Annotated in this window: 16 protein-coding genes; 10 read left to right on the forward strand and 6 right to left on the reverse strand. The window is 65.2% G+C overall.

Annotation, left to right across the window (positions count from 1 at the left end; genetic code table 11):
* Positions 1–23: 23 nt before the first annotated feature.
* Complete coding sequence (locus J2X53_RS01780) at positions 24–680, reverse strand: DUF599 domain-containing protein (RefSeq protein ID WP_349035765.1); 657 nt, start codon at positions 678–680, stop codon at positions 24–26.
* A 159-nt stretch (positions 681–839) separates the two neighbouring features.
* Between J2X53_RS01780 and J2X53_RS01785 the strand changes: the two genes are divergently transcribed.
* From J2X53_RS01785 to glcF, 3 genes are all read left to right on the forward strand, one after another.
* Positions 840–2,273, forward strand: a complete 1,434-nt coding sequence (locus J2X53_RS01785; RefSeq protein ID WP_349035766.1) for an FAD-linked oxidase C-terminal domain-containing protein — start codon at positions 840–842, stop codon at positions 2,271–2,273.
* Positions 2,274–2,336: 63 nt separating this feature from the next.
* On the forward strand, positions 2,337–3,434 hold the full coding sequence (locus J2X53_RS01790) for an FAD-binding protein (protein ID WP_349035767.1): 1,098 nt from the start codon (positions 2,337–2,339) through the stop codon (positions 3,432–3,434).
* Position 3,435: 1 nt separating this feature from the next.
* Positions 3,436–4,728, forward strand: coding sequence for a glycolate oxidase subunit GlcF (glcF, locus tag J2X53_RS01795; protein WP_349035768.1), 1,293 nt, complete (start codon positions 3,436–3,438; stop codon positions 4,726–4,728).
* A 43-nt stretch (positions 4,729–4,771) separates the two neighbouring features.
* Here the strand turns inward: glcF and J2X53_RS01800 are convergent, their stop codons facing one another.
* Entirely contained in the window at positions 4,772–5,251 is a 480-nt protein-coding gene (locus J2X53_RS01800) for a hypothetical protein (protein WP_349035769.1), read from the reverse strand.
* A gap of 200 nt (positions 5,252–5,451) precedes the next feature.
* Here J2X53_RS01800 and J2X53_RS01805 point away from each other — a divergent pair, with 200 nt between their 5' ends.
* Positions 5,452–6,297 carry a trypsin-like serine protease gene (locus tag J2X53_RS01805; protein WP_349035770.1) on the forward strand — a complete coding sequence of 282 codons (846 nt, stop codon included), beginning with the start codon at positions 5,452–5,454 and terminating at the stop codon, positions 6,295–6,297.
* 161 nt (positions 6,298–6,458) lie between these two features.
* Complete coding sequence (locus J2X53_RS01810) at positions 6,459–6,923, forward strand: Hsp20 family protein (protein ID WP_349035771.1); 465 nt, start codon at positions 6,459–6,461, stop codon at positions 6,921–6,923.
* A gap of 78 nt (positions 6,924–7,001) precedes the next feature.
* Here J2X53_RS01810 and ychF read toward each other — a convergent pair whose 3' ends face one another.
* Positions 7,002–8,099 carry a redox-regulated ATPase YchF gene (gene ychF / locus J2X53_RS01815; protein ID WP_349035772.1) on the reverse strand — a complete coding sequence of 366 codons (1,098 nt, stop codon included), beginning with the start codon at positions 8,097–8,099 and terminating at the stop codon, positions 7,002–7,004.
* A 115-nt stretch (positions 8,100–8,214) separates the two neighbouring features.
* On the opposite strand from ychF, the gene J2X53_RS01820 reads away from it, so the two are divergent.
* The 3 genes from J2X53_RS01820 (at position 8,215) to J2X53_RS01830 (ending at position 10,108) form a co-directional block, all read left to right on the forward strand.
* Positions 8,215–8,646, forward strand: a complete 432-nt coding sequence (locus J2X53_RS01820) for a VOC family protein (protein ID WP_349035773.1) — start codon at positions 8,215–8,217, stop codon at positions 8,644–8,646.
* Between the two features lie 65 nt (positions 8,647–8,711).
* A complete protein-coding gene (trpA, locus tag J2X53_RS01825; RefSeq protein WP_349035774.1) occupies positions 8,712–9,503 on the forward strand; it encodes a tryptophan synthase subunit alpha in 792 nt (263 codons plus the stop codon).
* A gap of 86 nt (positions 9,504–9,589) precedes the next feature.
* Entirely contained in the window at positions 9,590–10,108 is a 519-nt protein-coding gene (locus tag J2X53_RS01830) for a hypothetical protein (RefSeq protein ID WP_349035775.1), read from the forward strand.
* Between the two features lie 183 nt (positions 10,109–10,291).
* Here the strand turns inward: J2X53_RS01830 and argC are convergent, their stop codons facing one another.
* Positions 10,292–11,209 (reverse strand): N-acetyl-gamma-glutamyl-phosphate reductase, encoded by a 918-nt coding sequence (gene argC, locus J2X53_RS01835; protein ID WP_349035776.1) that lies wholly within the window; start codon positions 11,207–11,209, stop codon positions 10,292–10,294.
* 136 nt (positions 11,210–11,345) lie between these two features.
* Between argC and J2X53_RS01840 the strand changes: the two genes are divergently transcribed.
* Positions 11,346–12,509: an alpha-hydroxy acid oxidase gene (locus J2X53_RS01840; RefSeq protein ID WP_349035777.1), complete on the forward strand. Its 1,164-nt coding sequence runs from the start codon at positions 11,346–11,348 to the stop codon at positions 12,507–12,509.
* On the opposite strand, the gene J2X53_RS01845 is transcribed toward J2X53_RS01840, so the two are convergent.
* The gene (locus J2X53_RS01845; RefSeq protein WP_349035778.1) at positions 12,510–13,649 is read right to left on the reverse strand and encodes an MFS transporter; all 1,140 of its coding nucleotides are present in this window, start codon (positions 13,647–13,649) and stop codon (positions 12,510–12,512) included.
* A 180-nt stretch (positions 13,650–13,829) separates the two neighbouring features.
* Positions 13,830–14,729 (reverse strand): NAD(P)/FAD-dependent oxidoreductase, encoded by a 900-nt coding sequence (locus tag J2X53_RS01850; RefSeq protein WP_349035779.1) that lies wholly within the window; start codon positions 14,727–14,729, stop codon positions 13,830–13,832.
* Positions 14,730–14,773: 44 nt separating this feature from the next.
* Between J2X53_RS01850 and J2X53_RS01855 the strand changes: the two genes are divergently transcribed.
* Positions 14,774–15,226, forward strand: coding sequence for an Rrf2 family transcriptional regulator (locus J2X53_RS01855; RefSeq protein WP_349035780.1), 453 nt, complete (start codon positions 14,774–14,776; stop codon positions 15,224–15,226).
* Positions 15,227–15,237: the final 11 nt, after the last annotated feature.

The following is a 15,237-nucleotide window of genomic DNA, read 5'->3' on the forward strand; positions in this document are numbered from 1 at the left end:
CGCCGCCGCAGCGCTGATCCGGATCAGCGCGCCAGCATGACCTGACGCGAGGCCGAGGCGAATTCGCGGCGCAACAGCACGATGCAGGTGATGCCGGTCGCCGCCAGCAGCGCCCATGGCCCCAGCAGCCAGGTGATCGCAGCCAAAGCGAAGTAGATCGCCTGCAGCCCGCGATTGAAGCTTTTGGCCGCCGTGATGTTGATCGCCGCCGCCTGCGCCGCGCGCGGATAGGCCAGCGGGTCGGATACATCATTCGGCACCGCCGCCATCAGAATAGCGCAATAGCCGAACAGCCGGTGCGACCAGACGAATTTCAGCAGCGCATTGGCCAGAAACAGCAGCACCAGAATGATCTTCAGCTCGACCCGCACCCCAGCCGCCTCGAGCGTCAGGTCATGCGCCAGCCCTTCCAGCGTGCTGACATTGCCGATCAGCGCCACCCCGCCGCCGATGGCGATCATCGAGGCCGAGGCAAAGAACGCCGTGCTCTGCCGCAGTGAGTCGATGATATTGGCATCAAAGATGCGCGGCGAGCGGGTCACGAACTGCCGCAGCCAGTCGCGGCGGTACTGGGCCATCAGCACCGTGACCGAAGGCCGCGATTTTGGCGGGTGCTCGACGAGCCAGCCGGTCAGAACCCATGTCAGGATCAGCACTGAAAGCGCGATGGCGTCAGCCATACCAAGGGAGAGCGTTGAAAAAACCGGTGTCATGACCCAAGAATAGCCGGAGCGTTTCCGCTTTCCTATGCCCAAAATTGGTTATTTCGTTTTACCAATTGCTGCTATACATTAAGGCAGTCTAAGACAGATCACACTCTCGCAGGTCAGGGGTTGCCGATGGAAATGCCAGTGCCCGATACCATGGTCCTTTCGGCCAAAGCCCGCATCGTGGCGCGGCTGCGCACGGTCTTGCCCGCCGACGCCGTGATCGACGACGCAGCCGAGACTCGGGCCTATGAATGCGATGCGCTGACCGCCTATCGCTGCCCACCGCTGGCCGCCGTGCTGCCGCGCACCACGGCAGAAGTCTCGGCAGTGCTGCGGATCTGCCATGAAGAGGGCGTGCCGGTGGTGCCGCGCGGATCGGGCACGTCGCTGGCGGGGGGCGCACTGCCGACGGCGGATTGCGTTATACTGGGCGTGGCGCGGATGAATGGCGTGATCGAGACCGATTATGACAACCGCTATATCCGGGTGCAGTCGGGCCGCACCAACCTGTCGGTGACCGGCGCCGTTGAATCCGATGGCTTTTTCTACGCCCCCGACCCGTCCAGCCAGCTGGCCTGCGCCATCGCGGGCAATATCGCGATGAATTCGGGCGGGGCGCATTGTCTGAAATACGGGGTGACCACCAACAATCTGCTGGGCGTGACGCTGGTGCAGATGGATGGCACCGTGCTGGAGATCGGCGGGCCGTATATGGACCCCGGCGGGCTGGACCTTTTGGGCGTGATCTGCGGATCTGAGGGTCAGCTGGGCGTGGTGACCGAGGCGACCTTGCGCATTTTGCCAAAGCCAGAGGGCGCGCGCCCGGTTCTGGTCGGCTTCGATTCAAACGAAGTCGCCGGGCAATGCGTGTCGGATATCATCAAGGCCGGCGTGCTGCCGGTGGCGATCGAATTCATGGACCGCCCCTGCATCCGCGCCTGCGAGGCATTTGCCAAGGCCGGCTACCCCGATTGCGAGGCGCTGCTGATCATCGAGGTCGAAGGCAGCCCGGCTGAAATTGACGAACAGCTGGCGCTGATCAAGGCGATTGCGCTGCGCCACAACCCGGTCGAATTCCGCGAGGCGGCGGATGAGGAACAGGCCAAACGCATCTGGCTGGGCCGCAAATCGGCCTTTGGCGCGATGGGGCAGATCAATGACTACATGTGCCTGGATGGCACCATCCCCGTGTCGTCGCTTCCGTTCGTGCTGCGCCGGATTGCCGAGATGTCAAAGGCGGTGGGTCTGGATGTGGCCAATGTGTTCCACGCGGGCGACGGCAACATGCACCCGCTGATCCTGTTCGACGCCAACAAACCCGGTGATCTGGAGCGGTGCGAGGCGCTGGGCGCCGACATCCTGCGGCTTTGTGTCGAGGTCGGCGGTTGCCTGACCGGCGAGCATGGTGTGGGGGTCGAGAAACGCGATCTGATGGGCGTGCAGTTTGCGCCCGACGATCTGGAAGCGCAGTTGCGGGTAAAGGATGTGTTCGACCCGAAATGGCTGCTGAACCCCGCCAAGGTGTTTCCGCTGAGCGTGACTGCCAGTCGTCGCGCGGGTTGAGAATGCGGACTGGGGCGCTGCCCCAGACCCCGGAGTATTTTTGCCAAGATGAAAGGGCAGGGAATGCGTCCTGCGACTGAGGCCGACCTGGCCGGGATTATCCGTGACGTGACCGGGCCGGTTGTGGTGCGGGGCGGCGGTACGCGCTCTGTCGGCGCGTGCCGGGGCGAGGTGCTGGAGACCAGCGGGTTGTCAGGCGTCGCGCTGTATGAGCCCGGCGCGCTGACGCTGGTGGCGGGCGCGGGCACGCGGCTGGCCGAGGTCGAGGCGCTGCTGGCCGCCGAGGGGCAGCGGTTGCCGTTCGAGGTGCCCGATATGCGCGGGCTGCTGGGGCGGACGGGCGAGAGCACGCTGGGTGGGGTGGTGGCGGCCAACGCCTCTGGCCCGCGCCGGGTGCAGGTCGGGGCCTGCCGCGACAGCCTGATCGGGGTGCGCTTTGTCGATGGCGCGGGCACGGTGATCAAGAATGGCGGCCGGGTGATGAAGAATGTCACCGGCTATGATCTGGTCAAGCTGATGGCCGGGTCCTGGGGCACCTTGGGGGTGCTGAGCGAGGTCAGCTTCAAGCTGCTGCCGGTGCCGGAGGCGGGGGCGACGCTGATCCTGCCGGGTTTGAGCGACGCGCAGGCGGTGCAGGCGATGGCGGCGGCGCTGGGCTCGCCCTTTGAGGTGAACGGGGCGGCGCATTGGCCGGGGCAGGGCACGTTTCTGCGGATCGAGGGCTTTACGGCCTCGGTCGCCTACCGCGCCGCGCAGTTGCAGCGCCATCTGTCCGCGTTCGGCGCGGCGGAGGTGGAGCCGGGCACCGCGCGCTGGGCGGCGATCCGCGACGTTGAGCCGTTTCACGCGCAAGCGGGCGATGTCTGGCGGGTGGCGGTCAAACCCTCCGACGCGCCGGCACTGGTGGCGCGCATGGGGGCAGAGGCGGTGCTGTATGACTGGGGCGGCGGGCTGATCTGGGCGTTGACCGCGCCGGGCAGCGACCTGCGGGCGCAGCTGGGCGAGTTTGCGGGCCATGCGACGCGGGTGCGGGGCGACGGGCCGGGGGCCTATCGGGGGGCCTTTGCCACCGAGCCGCCGGGCGTGGCGGCGCTGACCCAAGGGCTGCGGGCAAAGTTTGATCCGCGCGGCATTCTGAATTCCGGCCTGATGGGGGCATGACATGCAGACCACCTTTACCCCTGAACAGCTGAAAGACCCCGGCATTGCCCGGGCCAATGAGGTGCTGCGCTCCTGCGTGCATTGCGGTTTTTGCACCGCGACCTGCCCGACCTATCAGGTGCTGGGCGACGAACTGGACAGCCCGCGCGGCCGGATCTACCTGATCAAGGATATGCTGGAACAGGGCCGCCCCGCCGATGCCCACACGGTCAAGCATATCGACCGCTGCCTGTCCTGCCTTGCCTGCATGACCACCTGTCCGTCGGGGGTGCATTACATGCATCTGGTGGACCACGCGCGGGAGTATATCGAGGCGACCTACAAGCGACCGCTGATGGACCGGGCTTTGCGCGCGGTGCTGGCGCGGATCATCCCCTATCCCAAACGGTTCCGGCTGGCGATGCTGGGGGCCAAACTGGCGCGGCCGTTCCGCGCGCTGGTGCCTGATGCCCGCCTGCGCGCCATGCTGGACATGGCGGCGGTGCCGATCCCGCCAGTCAGCCGCAACGATGACCCGCAGGTGTTTGCCGCGACCGCGCCAAAGCGGATGCGGGTGGCGCTGCTGACCGGTTGTGCGCAAAAGGCCTTGAACACCGATATCAACGACGCCACCATCCGCATTCTGCGCCGGTTGGGGGCCGAGGTGGTGGTGGCGCAAGGTGCCGGCTGTTGCGGCGCGCTGACTCATCACATGGGCAAGGCCGATCTGTCGCATGCCTCTGCCGCTGCCAATATCCGGGCCTGGATGGCAGAGCGGGAGGACGCGGGGCTGGATGCTGTCGTGATCAACACCTCGGGCTGCGGCACCACGGTCAAGGATTATGGCCATATGTTCCGCAACGATCCGCTGGCCGCGGATGCGGCGACCATCGCCGGGCTGGCGATGGATGTGTCAGAGGTGCTGACAAAGCTGGGGTTGCCCGAGGGCGCGCCGAAGGGGCTGCGCGTTGCCTATCACGCCGCCTGCAGCCTGCAGCATGGCCAGCAGATCAAGACCCTGCCGAAAGACCTGCTCAAACGCGCGGGCTTTACCGTGGTGGAGCCTGCCGACAGCCATCTGTGTTGCGGCTCGGCGGGCACCTACAACCTGTTGCAGCCCGAGATCAGCCAGCAGCTGAAGGCCCGCAAGGTCCAGACGCTGGAGGCGAAAGCCCCCGATGTCATCGCGGCGGGCAATATCGGCTGCATGATGCAGATCGGCTCGGGCACTGCTGTGCCCATCGTGCATACGGTCGAGCTGCTGGACTGGGCCACTGGCGGGCCAAAGCCCCGCGCGCTGGCGGCGCAGGGCTAGACTGGTGTGGTGCGCCCGCTGACCGGCGGGGGGGATCCGCGAATTATATCTGGGTTGGCGGCGGAGGTGGTGGCGGCGGTGGCGGCGGAGGCGGTGGTGGCGGAGGCGGCGGTGGTGGCGGAGGCGGTGGCGGCGGTGTGACAGGGGCAGGCGCCGGGGCAGGCGCTGGTGCCGGAGCGGATTTCTTGCGGCTGTTGGCCAGACCAAGGCCGACACCGACATCCACACCGCCACTGCCGAAATCAAAGCCGATATCCATGCCGACATAGCTTTTCGTGGCCAGATAGGCGACGCCGACATTGGGCCGCACCCGCTGCGTGCCCAGCATGTAGTCGACCCCCAGAGAGCCGACAAACGTCCCGCGCTCATCATCGGAAAACACCCGCAGGCCGATGCCGGTGTCGCCCCTGGAGCCGCCGCCCCAGGTAAAGGTCACGCCAAGACCCAAGGCCGGATCGGCGGCCGCCGGGGCTGACAGCGCCGCCACCATTGCAAGTGCGATAAAGGAAGATTTTTTCTGCATTCACTATGACCTGTCTGCTGCACCGGGTAATTCCGGCGGGCCGGCTCATTCCGGTTTGCACAAGGAGCCTAGCGCTGTATCGGCATTCCGGCAACCATTGGCATGGCCGGGGTGGGCGGCTCTGGTCAAACCGGCCAATCCCGGCCACAAATCCGACAAACTCGGCTGGCACAGCGCAAGTCTCGGTTAACGGAGGTTCCATGCACCCCATTCGCGCCCTGATCGCTGGTCTTGCGACCCTGCTCACCCTTTGCACCCCGGTCGGCGCGCAGGATTTCGGCCTGCGCAGCCTGCAGACCGGCGACGACTCGCGCGGCTGGGAAGCGGTGGGGCGGATAAATCTGGGCGACCGGGGCTTTTGCACCGGGGCGCTGATTGCCGAAGATCTGGTGCTGACCGCCGCGCATTGCCTGTTTGACAAGGAGTCGGGGGCCAGCATCGACGCGCGGGACATGCAGTTTCTGGCCGGATGGCGCAACGGGCGGGCAACGGCCTATCGCGGTGTCCGCAAGGCGCTGGCGCATCCGGAATATGTTTACGGCGGGCGTGAAAGTGCCGAACGGGCGCCGTTTGATCTGGCGCTGCTGCAACTGGATCAGCCGATCCGCCTGCCGTCGGTTCAACCCTATGCCACCGATGCCCGCCCGCAGACCGGCGATGAGGTGGGGGTGGTGTCCTATGCGCAGGACCGGGCCGAGGCCCCGTCGCTGCAACAGGTCTGCCATGTGCTGGGGCGGCAATCGCTTCAGCGGGCCGGGGTGATGGTGCAACGGAGCGACACCTTTGACACGCTGGTGTTGTCCTGCGATGTCGATTTCGGCTCGTCCGGCGCGCCGGTGTTTTCGCTGCGTGATGGCACCTTGCGGATCGTGTCGGTGATTTCGGCCAAGGCCGAGGTGGACGGGCAAAAAGTGTCGCTGGGCACGCCGCTGGCCGATCATGTCGCGTTTCTGCGCGCAAAACTGGCCGAGGGCGGCTCGCGTCTGCGGCCCGCCAATGTGCGGGTGTTGTCGGGCGGATCGGGCGGAAAATTCGTGCAGCCCTGAGCGTTCAGGGCTCGCGCGCTGGTCTGCAAAAAGACCCTTGAAACGCCGCATCAGCCTTCCCAGATATCTGTCATCCGGGTGCCACAACGGGCCCGGATCACCGACTGGCCCGCCCCTGACCGGGGGGCCATCTCTGACATCGCTTTTGAAAAGGATGACCCATGCGTAGCTTTGATCTTGCCCCGCTCTATCGTGCCACCGTCGGCTTTGACCGCATCGCCGACCTGATGGACCGTGCGCTGACCGCCGATGTGGCGCAGCCGACCTACCCGCCCTACAACATCGAAAAGACCGCCGATGATGCCTATCGCATCTCGGTCGCCGTTGCCGGTTTCACCCCTGACGAGCTGTCGGTCGAGGTGAAAGAGGGCGCTTTGCATGTCACCGCCCGCAAAACCGCCGAGGCAGAGGGCAAAACCTATCTGCACCGTGGCATCGCCACCCGCGCGTTTGAGCGGCGCTTTGCGCTGGCCGATCATGTCCGTGTGACCGGCGCTGTGCATGAGCATGGTATGCTGCACATCGACCTGATCCGCGAAACGCCCGAGGCGCTGAAACCCCGCCGCATTGAAATCGGCCGCCCCGCCGATGTCGAGGCCAAGGCGCTGGAAACCACCACGGTCTGATCGCAGCGCAGATCTGACAAAAAGGCCCGCCGGAGCATGCTCTGGCGGGCCGTTTCTTTTGCCATCCGCGAAAGCCGCTCAGCCGCTGAACAAAAAGTGCAGCACGTCGCCGTCCTTGACCTCATAGGTCTTGCCTTCGACCCGGAACTTGCCGGCTTCTTTCGCGCCAGCCTCGCCCTTGCCGGCAATGTAATCGGCATAGGCAATCGTCTCGGCCCGGATGAAGCCTTTTTCGAAATCGCCATGGATCACGCCCGCCGCCGCCGGGGCAAGCGTGCCCTTCAGGATGGTCCAGGCCCGCGCCTCTTTCGGCCCCACCGTGAAATAGGTCTGCAATTCCAGCAGCTCGTACCCGGCGCGGATCAGCCGGTCCAACCCCGCCTCGGTCAGCCCCATTTCGTCAAGGAACATCGCCGCCTCATCCTCGGGCAGCTGGCTGATCTCTTCCTCGATCCGGGCGGAAATCACCACCGTGCCCGCGCCTTGGGCCTTTGCCATCTCGACCACCCGCGCCGACTGGCTGTTGCCAGAGGCCGCCGACGACTCTTCGACGTTGCAGACATAGAGCACGGGTTTGGAGGTCAGGAGTTGCAGCAGCCGCCAGGCGCGCAGGTCATCCGCCGCCACGGCAATGGTGCGCGCCGGTTTACCCTCTTCCAGAACCTTCTGCGCCATGGCGAGCAATCGGTCCTGATCCGCGCTTTCCTTGTCGCCGCCCTTCATCTTGCGGGCAAGGTTCGCCCGCCGCCGCTCGATGCTTTCCAGATCGGCGAGCATCAGCTCGGTCTCGATGGTCTCGGCATCGGCCACCGGGTCGATCCGGCCTTCGACATGGGTAATATCGCCATCCTCAAAGCAGCGCAGTACATGGGCAATCGCATCGCATTCGCGGATATTGGCGAGAAACTGGTTGCCCAGGCCCTCACCCTTGCTGGCACCCCGCACCAGCCCTGCAATATCGACAAAGGTCATCCGCGTCGGGATGATCTGCTTTGACCCGGCAATCGCCGCCAGCTTGTCGAGCCGCGCGTCGGGCACTGCCACCTCGCCGACATTGGGTTCAATCGTGCAGAACGGAAAGTTCGCGGCCTGCGCCGCCGCCGTCCGGGTCAGCGCGTTGAACAGGGTCGATTTGCCGACATTCGGCAGACCCACGATACCCATCTTGAAACCCATCTCGCGCACTCCCTGACCATGCCGGGCCGCTTCTAGTGGCCAGTGCCGGGATTATCAAGTTCCGCGACTCGGGGGCGCCGTGTTAGCCTGACCGCCCCAGACCGGAGGCGATGCCATGCCGATGCCATATATCCACTTTCAGGGCCATTGCGCCGAGGCCCTGACCTTTTATGCCGATGTGTTCGGGGCCAGTGACCTGTCGATGATGCGCTACTCGGACGCGCCCGAAATGGATGATACCCTCCGCGATCCCACCCGTGTGATTCATGGCCAGCTGACCCTGCCGGATGGTGTGCTGATGGCGTCGGATTTCCCGCCCGGCATGACCGGCGATCCGCAGGCCGCCGTGTCGCTGATGACCGTGGCCGACACCGTGACAGAGGCAAAGCGCATCTTCACCGCGCTGGCAAAGGACGGCGCGGTCATTCAGGATTTCGGCTCCACCTTCTTTTCGCGCGGCTTTGGCATGCTGAAAGACCGCTACGGCACGCATTGGATGGTCTCTGTCACACCCGAGGCGCCGCTTGATGCCACGGCCGATGCCTGACGCGGCCATTGATTTTCCCGCGCCAGCCGTGCAAACCGCTGGGGAACAACGGGATGGGGCTGAACATGACCAGAATCGACGATACCTTCGCACGCCTGCGCACGCAGGGGAAAAAGGGCTTCGTCGCCTATATCATGGCCGGTGATCCGGATATTGCCACCTCATCAGCGGTGATGAAGGGTCTGCCGGGGGCAGGGGTCGATATCATCGAACTCGGCATGCCGTTTACCGACCCGATGGCCGATGGCCCGACGATCCAGCTGGCCGGTCAGCGCGCGCTGGACCACCATATGAAGATGGATCAGGTGCTGGATATGGTGCGCGACTTCCGCAGCGCCGACACGACCACCCCCATTGTGCTGATGGGCTATTACAACCCGATCTATGCGCGTGGCGTCGACCGCTTTCTGGTGGATGCGGTATCGGCAGGCATCGACGGGCTGATCGTGGTCGACCTGCCGCCCGAGGAAGATTCCGAGCTGTGCCTGCCCGCACAGGCCGCCGGGCTTAACTTCATCCGGCTCGCCACGCCGACGACCGATGCCAAACGCCTGCCTGCCGTGCTGAAAAACACCTCCGGCTTTGTCTACTACGTCTCGGTCACCGGCATCACCGGCGCCGCCGCCGCGCAAGCCGCCGACGTGGGGCCAGAGGTCGCACGCATCAAGCAATCCACCGACCTGCCGGTGATCGTCGGCTTTGGTATCAACACGCCGGATCAGGCACGGGCCATTGCAGGCGTCGCCGATGGCTGCGTGGTGGGGTCCGCGATTGTGAAGGATATCGGCGCAGGCAAGCCGGTGGCCGAGGTGCTGGCGAATGTCGCGGCTCTGGCGGCAGGGGCGCACGCGGCATAGCGCCTTGCGCCTCCAGGCGTGTGTCCCTACGGTAAGTCTCTCCAGACCCTGAACAAATCGTCAGACCGAACCGACAGGAGATCGCCTTGCCCTTCCTCATTGCTCTGCTCGCCGCTGCCGGAGGCATCATCTGGTGGTGGATCCGGTCAAACCCGCGCGACGCCTTGTCCCTCGCAGACGATGCCATCACGGTTGTGCGCAATGCCCCCCGCAAGATCGCCTTCCGGCGGCAGGCCCAGGAACATGCCGTCGAAGGCATCGACGATGCAAGACTGGCGGTCGCAACCATCGCCGAGGCGTTTCTCCATCTTGACGATCTGCCGACAAAGGAAGCCCGGCACCGCCTGCACGAGGCGCTGCGCCGGTTGTACAGCCTGAGCCCGGAGCAGGCCGAAGAGATGGACGTGCTGGCCCGCTGGTTGCAGGACCAATGCGGCAGCCCGTCTGCTGCAATCAGCCGCGTCGGACGCAGGCTGTTCAAGATTGATGCGGACAAATCCTGGGGCGAATTGACCGAGGCGCTCGGTGCCGCCAGCGGCGACACCATGTCCGCACGGCAGGAAGAGGCCATCGCCGACTTGCGGATCGCCTTCCGGCGGCGCTAGGTTGGCGGGCGTGTGATGCCGCCGGGCGGCTCAACGCTCCCTGACGGTCGCTTTTCGCGAAGCGGGACCGCAAGGGACCGATGAGCATCAGGGTCAGGACGTCAACCGATTCCTGATTTTACAGCTATAACCGGTTGACTGAAAAAGAACTTTCCCCCTGTAACACAGGGGGAAGCCCTCGCGTTACAGCCCGGCCGTCTCGTCCATCCCCAGCATCAGGTTCAGGTTCTGCACCGCCGCCCCTGACGCGCCTTTGCCCAGGTTGTCCAGCGTCGCCAGCAGCACCACCCGGTCGCCGTCCGGCCCGGCGTGGACCGACAGCTCCATCACATTGGTGCCGTTCAGCCGCTCCGGGTTGACCCGGGGCAGCAGGCTGGCCGCGTCGACCACCTTCACGAACGGGCCGCCCTCATAATGCGCGGTCAGGGCCGCCTGCAGATCGCCCGCCGTCTGGCCGGCAGGCAGATGCAGCGGGATCTGCACGATCATCCCCTGAGCATAATTCCCGACTGAGGGAACAAAGATCGGCCGCCGCGTCAGGCCGGTGTGGGCCATCATCTCAGGCACATGCTTGTGCTTGTGCTCCAGCCCGTAGACGAAATACGCCCCGGCGGTGCCCGCTTCAAATTCCGCAATCATCGCCTTGCCGCCGCCCGAATAGCCCGAGACCGCGTTGATCGACAGGGCCGCATCCGGGTCGATCAGACCTGCCGCCACCAACGGGGCCAGCAGGGCAATGGCCCCGGTGGAAAAACACCCCGGGTTGGAGACGCGGGTCGCCGAGACAATCCGGTCGCGGTTGGCCGCAGACAGTTCCGGAAAGCCAAACGCCCAGTCCGGGTTGACCCGGTACGCCGTGCTGGCGTCGATGATCCGCGTCGGCAACCCCTCGCACAGCGCGACCGCCTCGACCGCCGCCGCGTCGGGCAGGCACAGGATCGCCACATCAGCCGCCGCAAACGCCTCGCGCCGCGCCTCGGGGTCCTTGCGCCGGGCGGGGTCCACCTGCACCAGTGCGATATCGTTGCGCGCGAGCAGTCGGTCCCGGATCTGCAACCCGGTGGTGCCTGCTTCGCCGTCAATGAACACCGATGCTGTCATGGGGATCTCCTTTGTCTGAGGCGGTGCTAGCGCATCCTGACCAAAGGGGAAACAGGCTTTGGCCCGCTTGTGATTGCAATTGCGCGGATCAGCGCCAATTGGTAATCCGGACTGACCACATCAGAGGGAACGGAAGATGCCAGTGATTACCTGTATCGAGGATCTCAAACGCATCTACAAACGCCGCACCCCAAAGATGTTCTACGATTACGCGGAATCGGGCAGCTATACCGAGCAGACCTTTCGCGAAAACACCTCGGATTTCGCCCAGCTTCGTCTGCGCCAGAAGGTTGCGGTGGATATGCTGGGCCGCAACATTGCCAGCACCATGGCAGGATTGCCGGTCACCATGCCGGTGGCGCTTGCCCCCATTGGCCTGATGGGAATGCAGGCGGCGAATGGCGAGATCAAATCTGCGCGGGCTGCTGCCAGATTTGGCGTGCCCTATACCCTTTCGACCATGTCGATCTGCTCGATTGAAGATGTCGCCGCAAATTCCCCCGCGCCGTTCTGGTTCCAGCTTTACGTGATGCAGGATGAGGATTTCGTTGACCGCATCATCCAGCGCGCCAAGGATGCAAAGTGCAGCGCATTGGTGCTGACGCTGGATCTGCAGATCCTGGGCCAGCGGCACAAGGATCTGAAAAACGGCCTGTCTGCCCCGCCGAAACTGACGCTGCCGGTCTTGCTCGACCTTGCCACCAAATGGGGCTGGGGGCTGGAGATGCTGGGGACAAAGCGCCGCCAGTTCGGCAATATCGTGGGGCACGTCAAGGGGGTGGGCGATACTTCCAGCCTGATGAGCTGGATTTCCGACCAGTTCGACCCGCAGCTCGACTGGACCAAGATCGCCCGGATCCGCGACCAATGGGGCGGCAAGTTCATCATCAAGGGCATCATGGATGAGGATGACGCCCGCAAGGCTGCCGATTTCGGGGCCGATGCGATTATCGTGTCCAACCATGGCGGGCGGCAGCTGGACGGGGCGTCATCCTCCATCCGCATGCTGCCGCGCATTGTCGATGCGGTGGGCGACCGGGTGGAGGTCTGGATGGACTCTGGCATCCGGTCCGGTCAGGACGTGCTGAAGGCCCTTGCCATGGGGGCGAAGGGCACCATGATCGGGCGCAGCTATGTCTATGGTCTGGGCGCGATGGGGGAGGCGGGGGTGACAAAGGCGCTGGAGGTGATCCGCAAAGAGCTGGACACCACCATGGCGCTGTGTGGCGAGCGCGATGTGCATGACCTTGGCCGCCACAACCTGCTGATCCCCAAGGGGTTCTCTGACGGCTGGGAGTGATCAGCGCTGCATGCGCGCCATAAGGGGTGACAGCACCAGCACCATCATCAGCAGGCAGGCGGCAAAGACAAAGGCCATGCGCAAGCCAAAGCTGCCCGCGATAAAGCCGAGCATCGGCGGGCCGAAGAAATAGCCGAAATAGCCGAACAACGTGGCGCGGGCGACGGCGCGCGCCCGTGCCTCGGGCCGCGCCAGCCGCCCCACCAGCGAAAACGCGGTCGGGGCGATGACGGAGGCCCCAAGGCCCATCACGATGAACCCGGCATAGGCCATCAGCGGTGTCTGCGCCGCCGCCGCGCCCAGGGCTCCGATCGCCGCAATCACCGCGCCGCCGGTCAGCAGCCGGTAGGGGCTGACATGCGCCACCAGCCCCTGGCCCGCCAGCCGGGCAAAGCCCATGGTCAGCGCAAGTGCGGCAGGCCCCAGCGCGCCCTGCTCCGGGCTGCCGCCCAGCGTTTTCTCGATATGCAGCGCGGACCATGCCTCGGCGGCGTTTTCGGTCATGAAGGCGATCAGCACCACGCCACCGCCCAGCACCGGCAACCAGCCCAGAGCGGCGGCACCCGGGCCTTTCGGTTTGCGCAATCCGTCGATCTGGCCATCATGCTCCCACGTCATCAGTGCGAGGCTGCCTGCCACCAGCGCCATCACCCCCAGCACCCAACCCGGCCCCCAGTCGGCCCCGCGCATCATGCCGGTGACAATCGCGGCCCCGGCATAGCCAAAGCTGTAGGCGGCGTGGCACAGGTTCATCAGGTGGATCTTGCGGGTGTTTTCCAACTCGGCCACGCGGGCGTTCATCAGCACATCTGTCAGGCCAGTGCCCGCGCCGCAGACCATCATCGCCAGCGGAAACAACAGCAGGCTGGCGGTTTGCCCCGGCAAGGCAATGCCCAGACCCATGGTGAGCGCGGCCAAGGGCAGGGCCATACGCCCCATCGCGGCCCCAAAAGCCGGGGCCAGCAGCATCGCCGTGACCGCTGCCAGCGGGGTGAACAGCAAGAGGAACCCCAGCTGCGCCTCATCCACCGCCAGCATCGTCTTGATGTCCGGCAAAGCAGCCGCAAACGTGCCCCAGATCACACCCATGGCAGCAAAAGCCGCCAGCGGCGCGCGTGCGATTGTCAGGATGCTGGCCATCGGGGGGACTCCGTTCTTGCCCGCCGCAAATAGCAGAGCCCCGGTGTGATCTCCATCCCAGAGTGCCACGTTTGATCATCTTCTTGTATCCCCGCAGCCCGGGGCAGCGTTTGCTTTTGCAAGCGCGTTCGGGTTGCAGGGGATAGCGTTGAACGCGAGACGCGGTTTGCGCGTTGCGGTCTATGCGTCGTGAAACAGCAAGGCGTGATGCGCCGCCGATCCGGCCCGTGCCCCGTCTGCGGCAGCAAACAGCGCGCCATACATCGGACGGCACAGATCGCCCGCCGCAAATACTCCGGGCACCGAGGTGTTCTGCATCATGTCCACGCTGACAAACGGGCCGGTCATGCCGTCCTCTGTCCGGCAGCCAAGCTGTGCGGGCAGATCGCAGGACGGCTCGGAGCGGGAGACCAGATAAACCACCGCCCGCTGAACCTGTTGACCGTCTGCCAGCAGCAGGGTCCGGCTCTTCCCCTCATCCCGGATCGCCACAACCGGCAGATCATAAATCGGAATGCCCCATCCTGCCGCTTTGGCCCGTACCTCATCGGGCAGCGGGTGGCCGTTGCAGAACAGCGCCAGATCATGGGTCCAGTCGCGCAGCATGGTCAGGTGATGCGGCACGGCGGGGCTGGTCATCAGGATGCCGGTGGGCTGATCGGCGACCTCATACCCGTGGCAATAGGGGCATTGCATCGCCCATTGGCCCCAGCCTGCCTCCAGCCCCGGAATATCGGGCAGGATGTCGCGCATGCCATGGGCAAGAATGACCTTGGCCGCGCGCCACGGCGCACCGGCCTGCAGTTCAAACCCGCCGTCGCGGGCGCGGATGGTGGTGACCCGTGCCCGCTCGATCCGGGCGGTCGGATAGGCCAGCAGATCGGCCTGCCCGCGCCGCTGCATTTCCGCCGGGGCCAGACCGTCCATGCCCAGAAAGCCATGCCCCTCGGCTGCAAAGCGGTTGCGGGTCTGGCCGTCGTCAAACACCACCACCCGCCTGCGCGCCCGTGCCAGCATCAGCCCCGCCGCCAGTCCGGCAAAGCTGCCGCCCACGATGGCCACATCAATCTCGTTGCTCATGAGTTTTCCTTGCATCTCGCGAATCACGTAACTATGATAGTTACATGAAGCGAAACAACAAGCTCTCTCTCGCCCTGCACACGCTGGGTCATATGGCGGCAGCCCCGGATCAGGCGTTCACGTCAGAGGTGATTGCCGGGCACAATGCGACCAATCCTGTGGTGGTGCGGCGGGTGCTTGGCCTGCTGCGGGTGCAGGGGATTGTGGTGTCGGGCAAGGGTCATGCGGGTGGCTGGCGGCTGGCAAAGCCGGCCGACAGCATCACCGTCGCCGATGTCTACGCGGCCATCGGCGCGCCGCTGATGACGGTGGAGCCGCTGGCGGCACCGGATGGCTGCGCCATCGTGGCCGCGCTGCACAGCACGATGACCGAAGCGGTGGCCGAGGCAGAAGCGGTGCTGCGCCGCCACTTTGCCCGCCGCACCATTGCCGATCTGGCGCAGGCCATGGAGCAGGGCGCAAAGAAAAAAGGCGATTTGCGCTTTCCCCCGCGTTGATTCCCCGCTAT

The organism is Pseudotabrizicola sp. 4114, from assembly GCF_031457365.1.
In the GTDB taxonomy this organism is placed as follows: Bacteria; Pseudomonadota; Alphaproteobacteria; order Rhodobacterales; family Rhodobacteraceae; genus Pseudotabrizicola.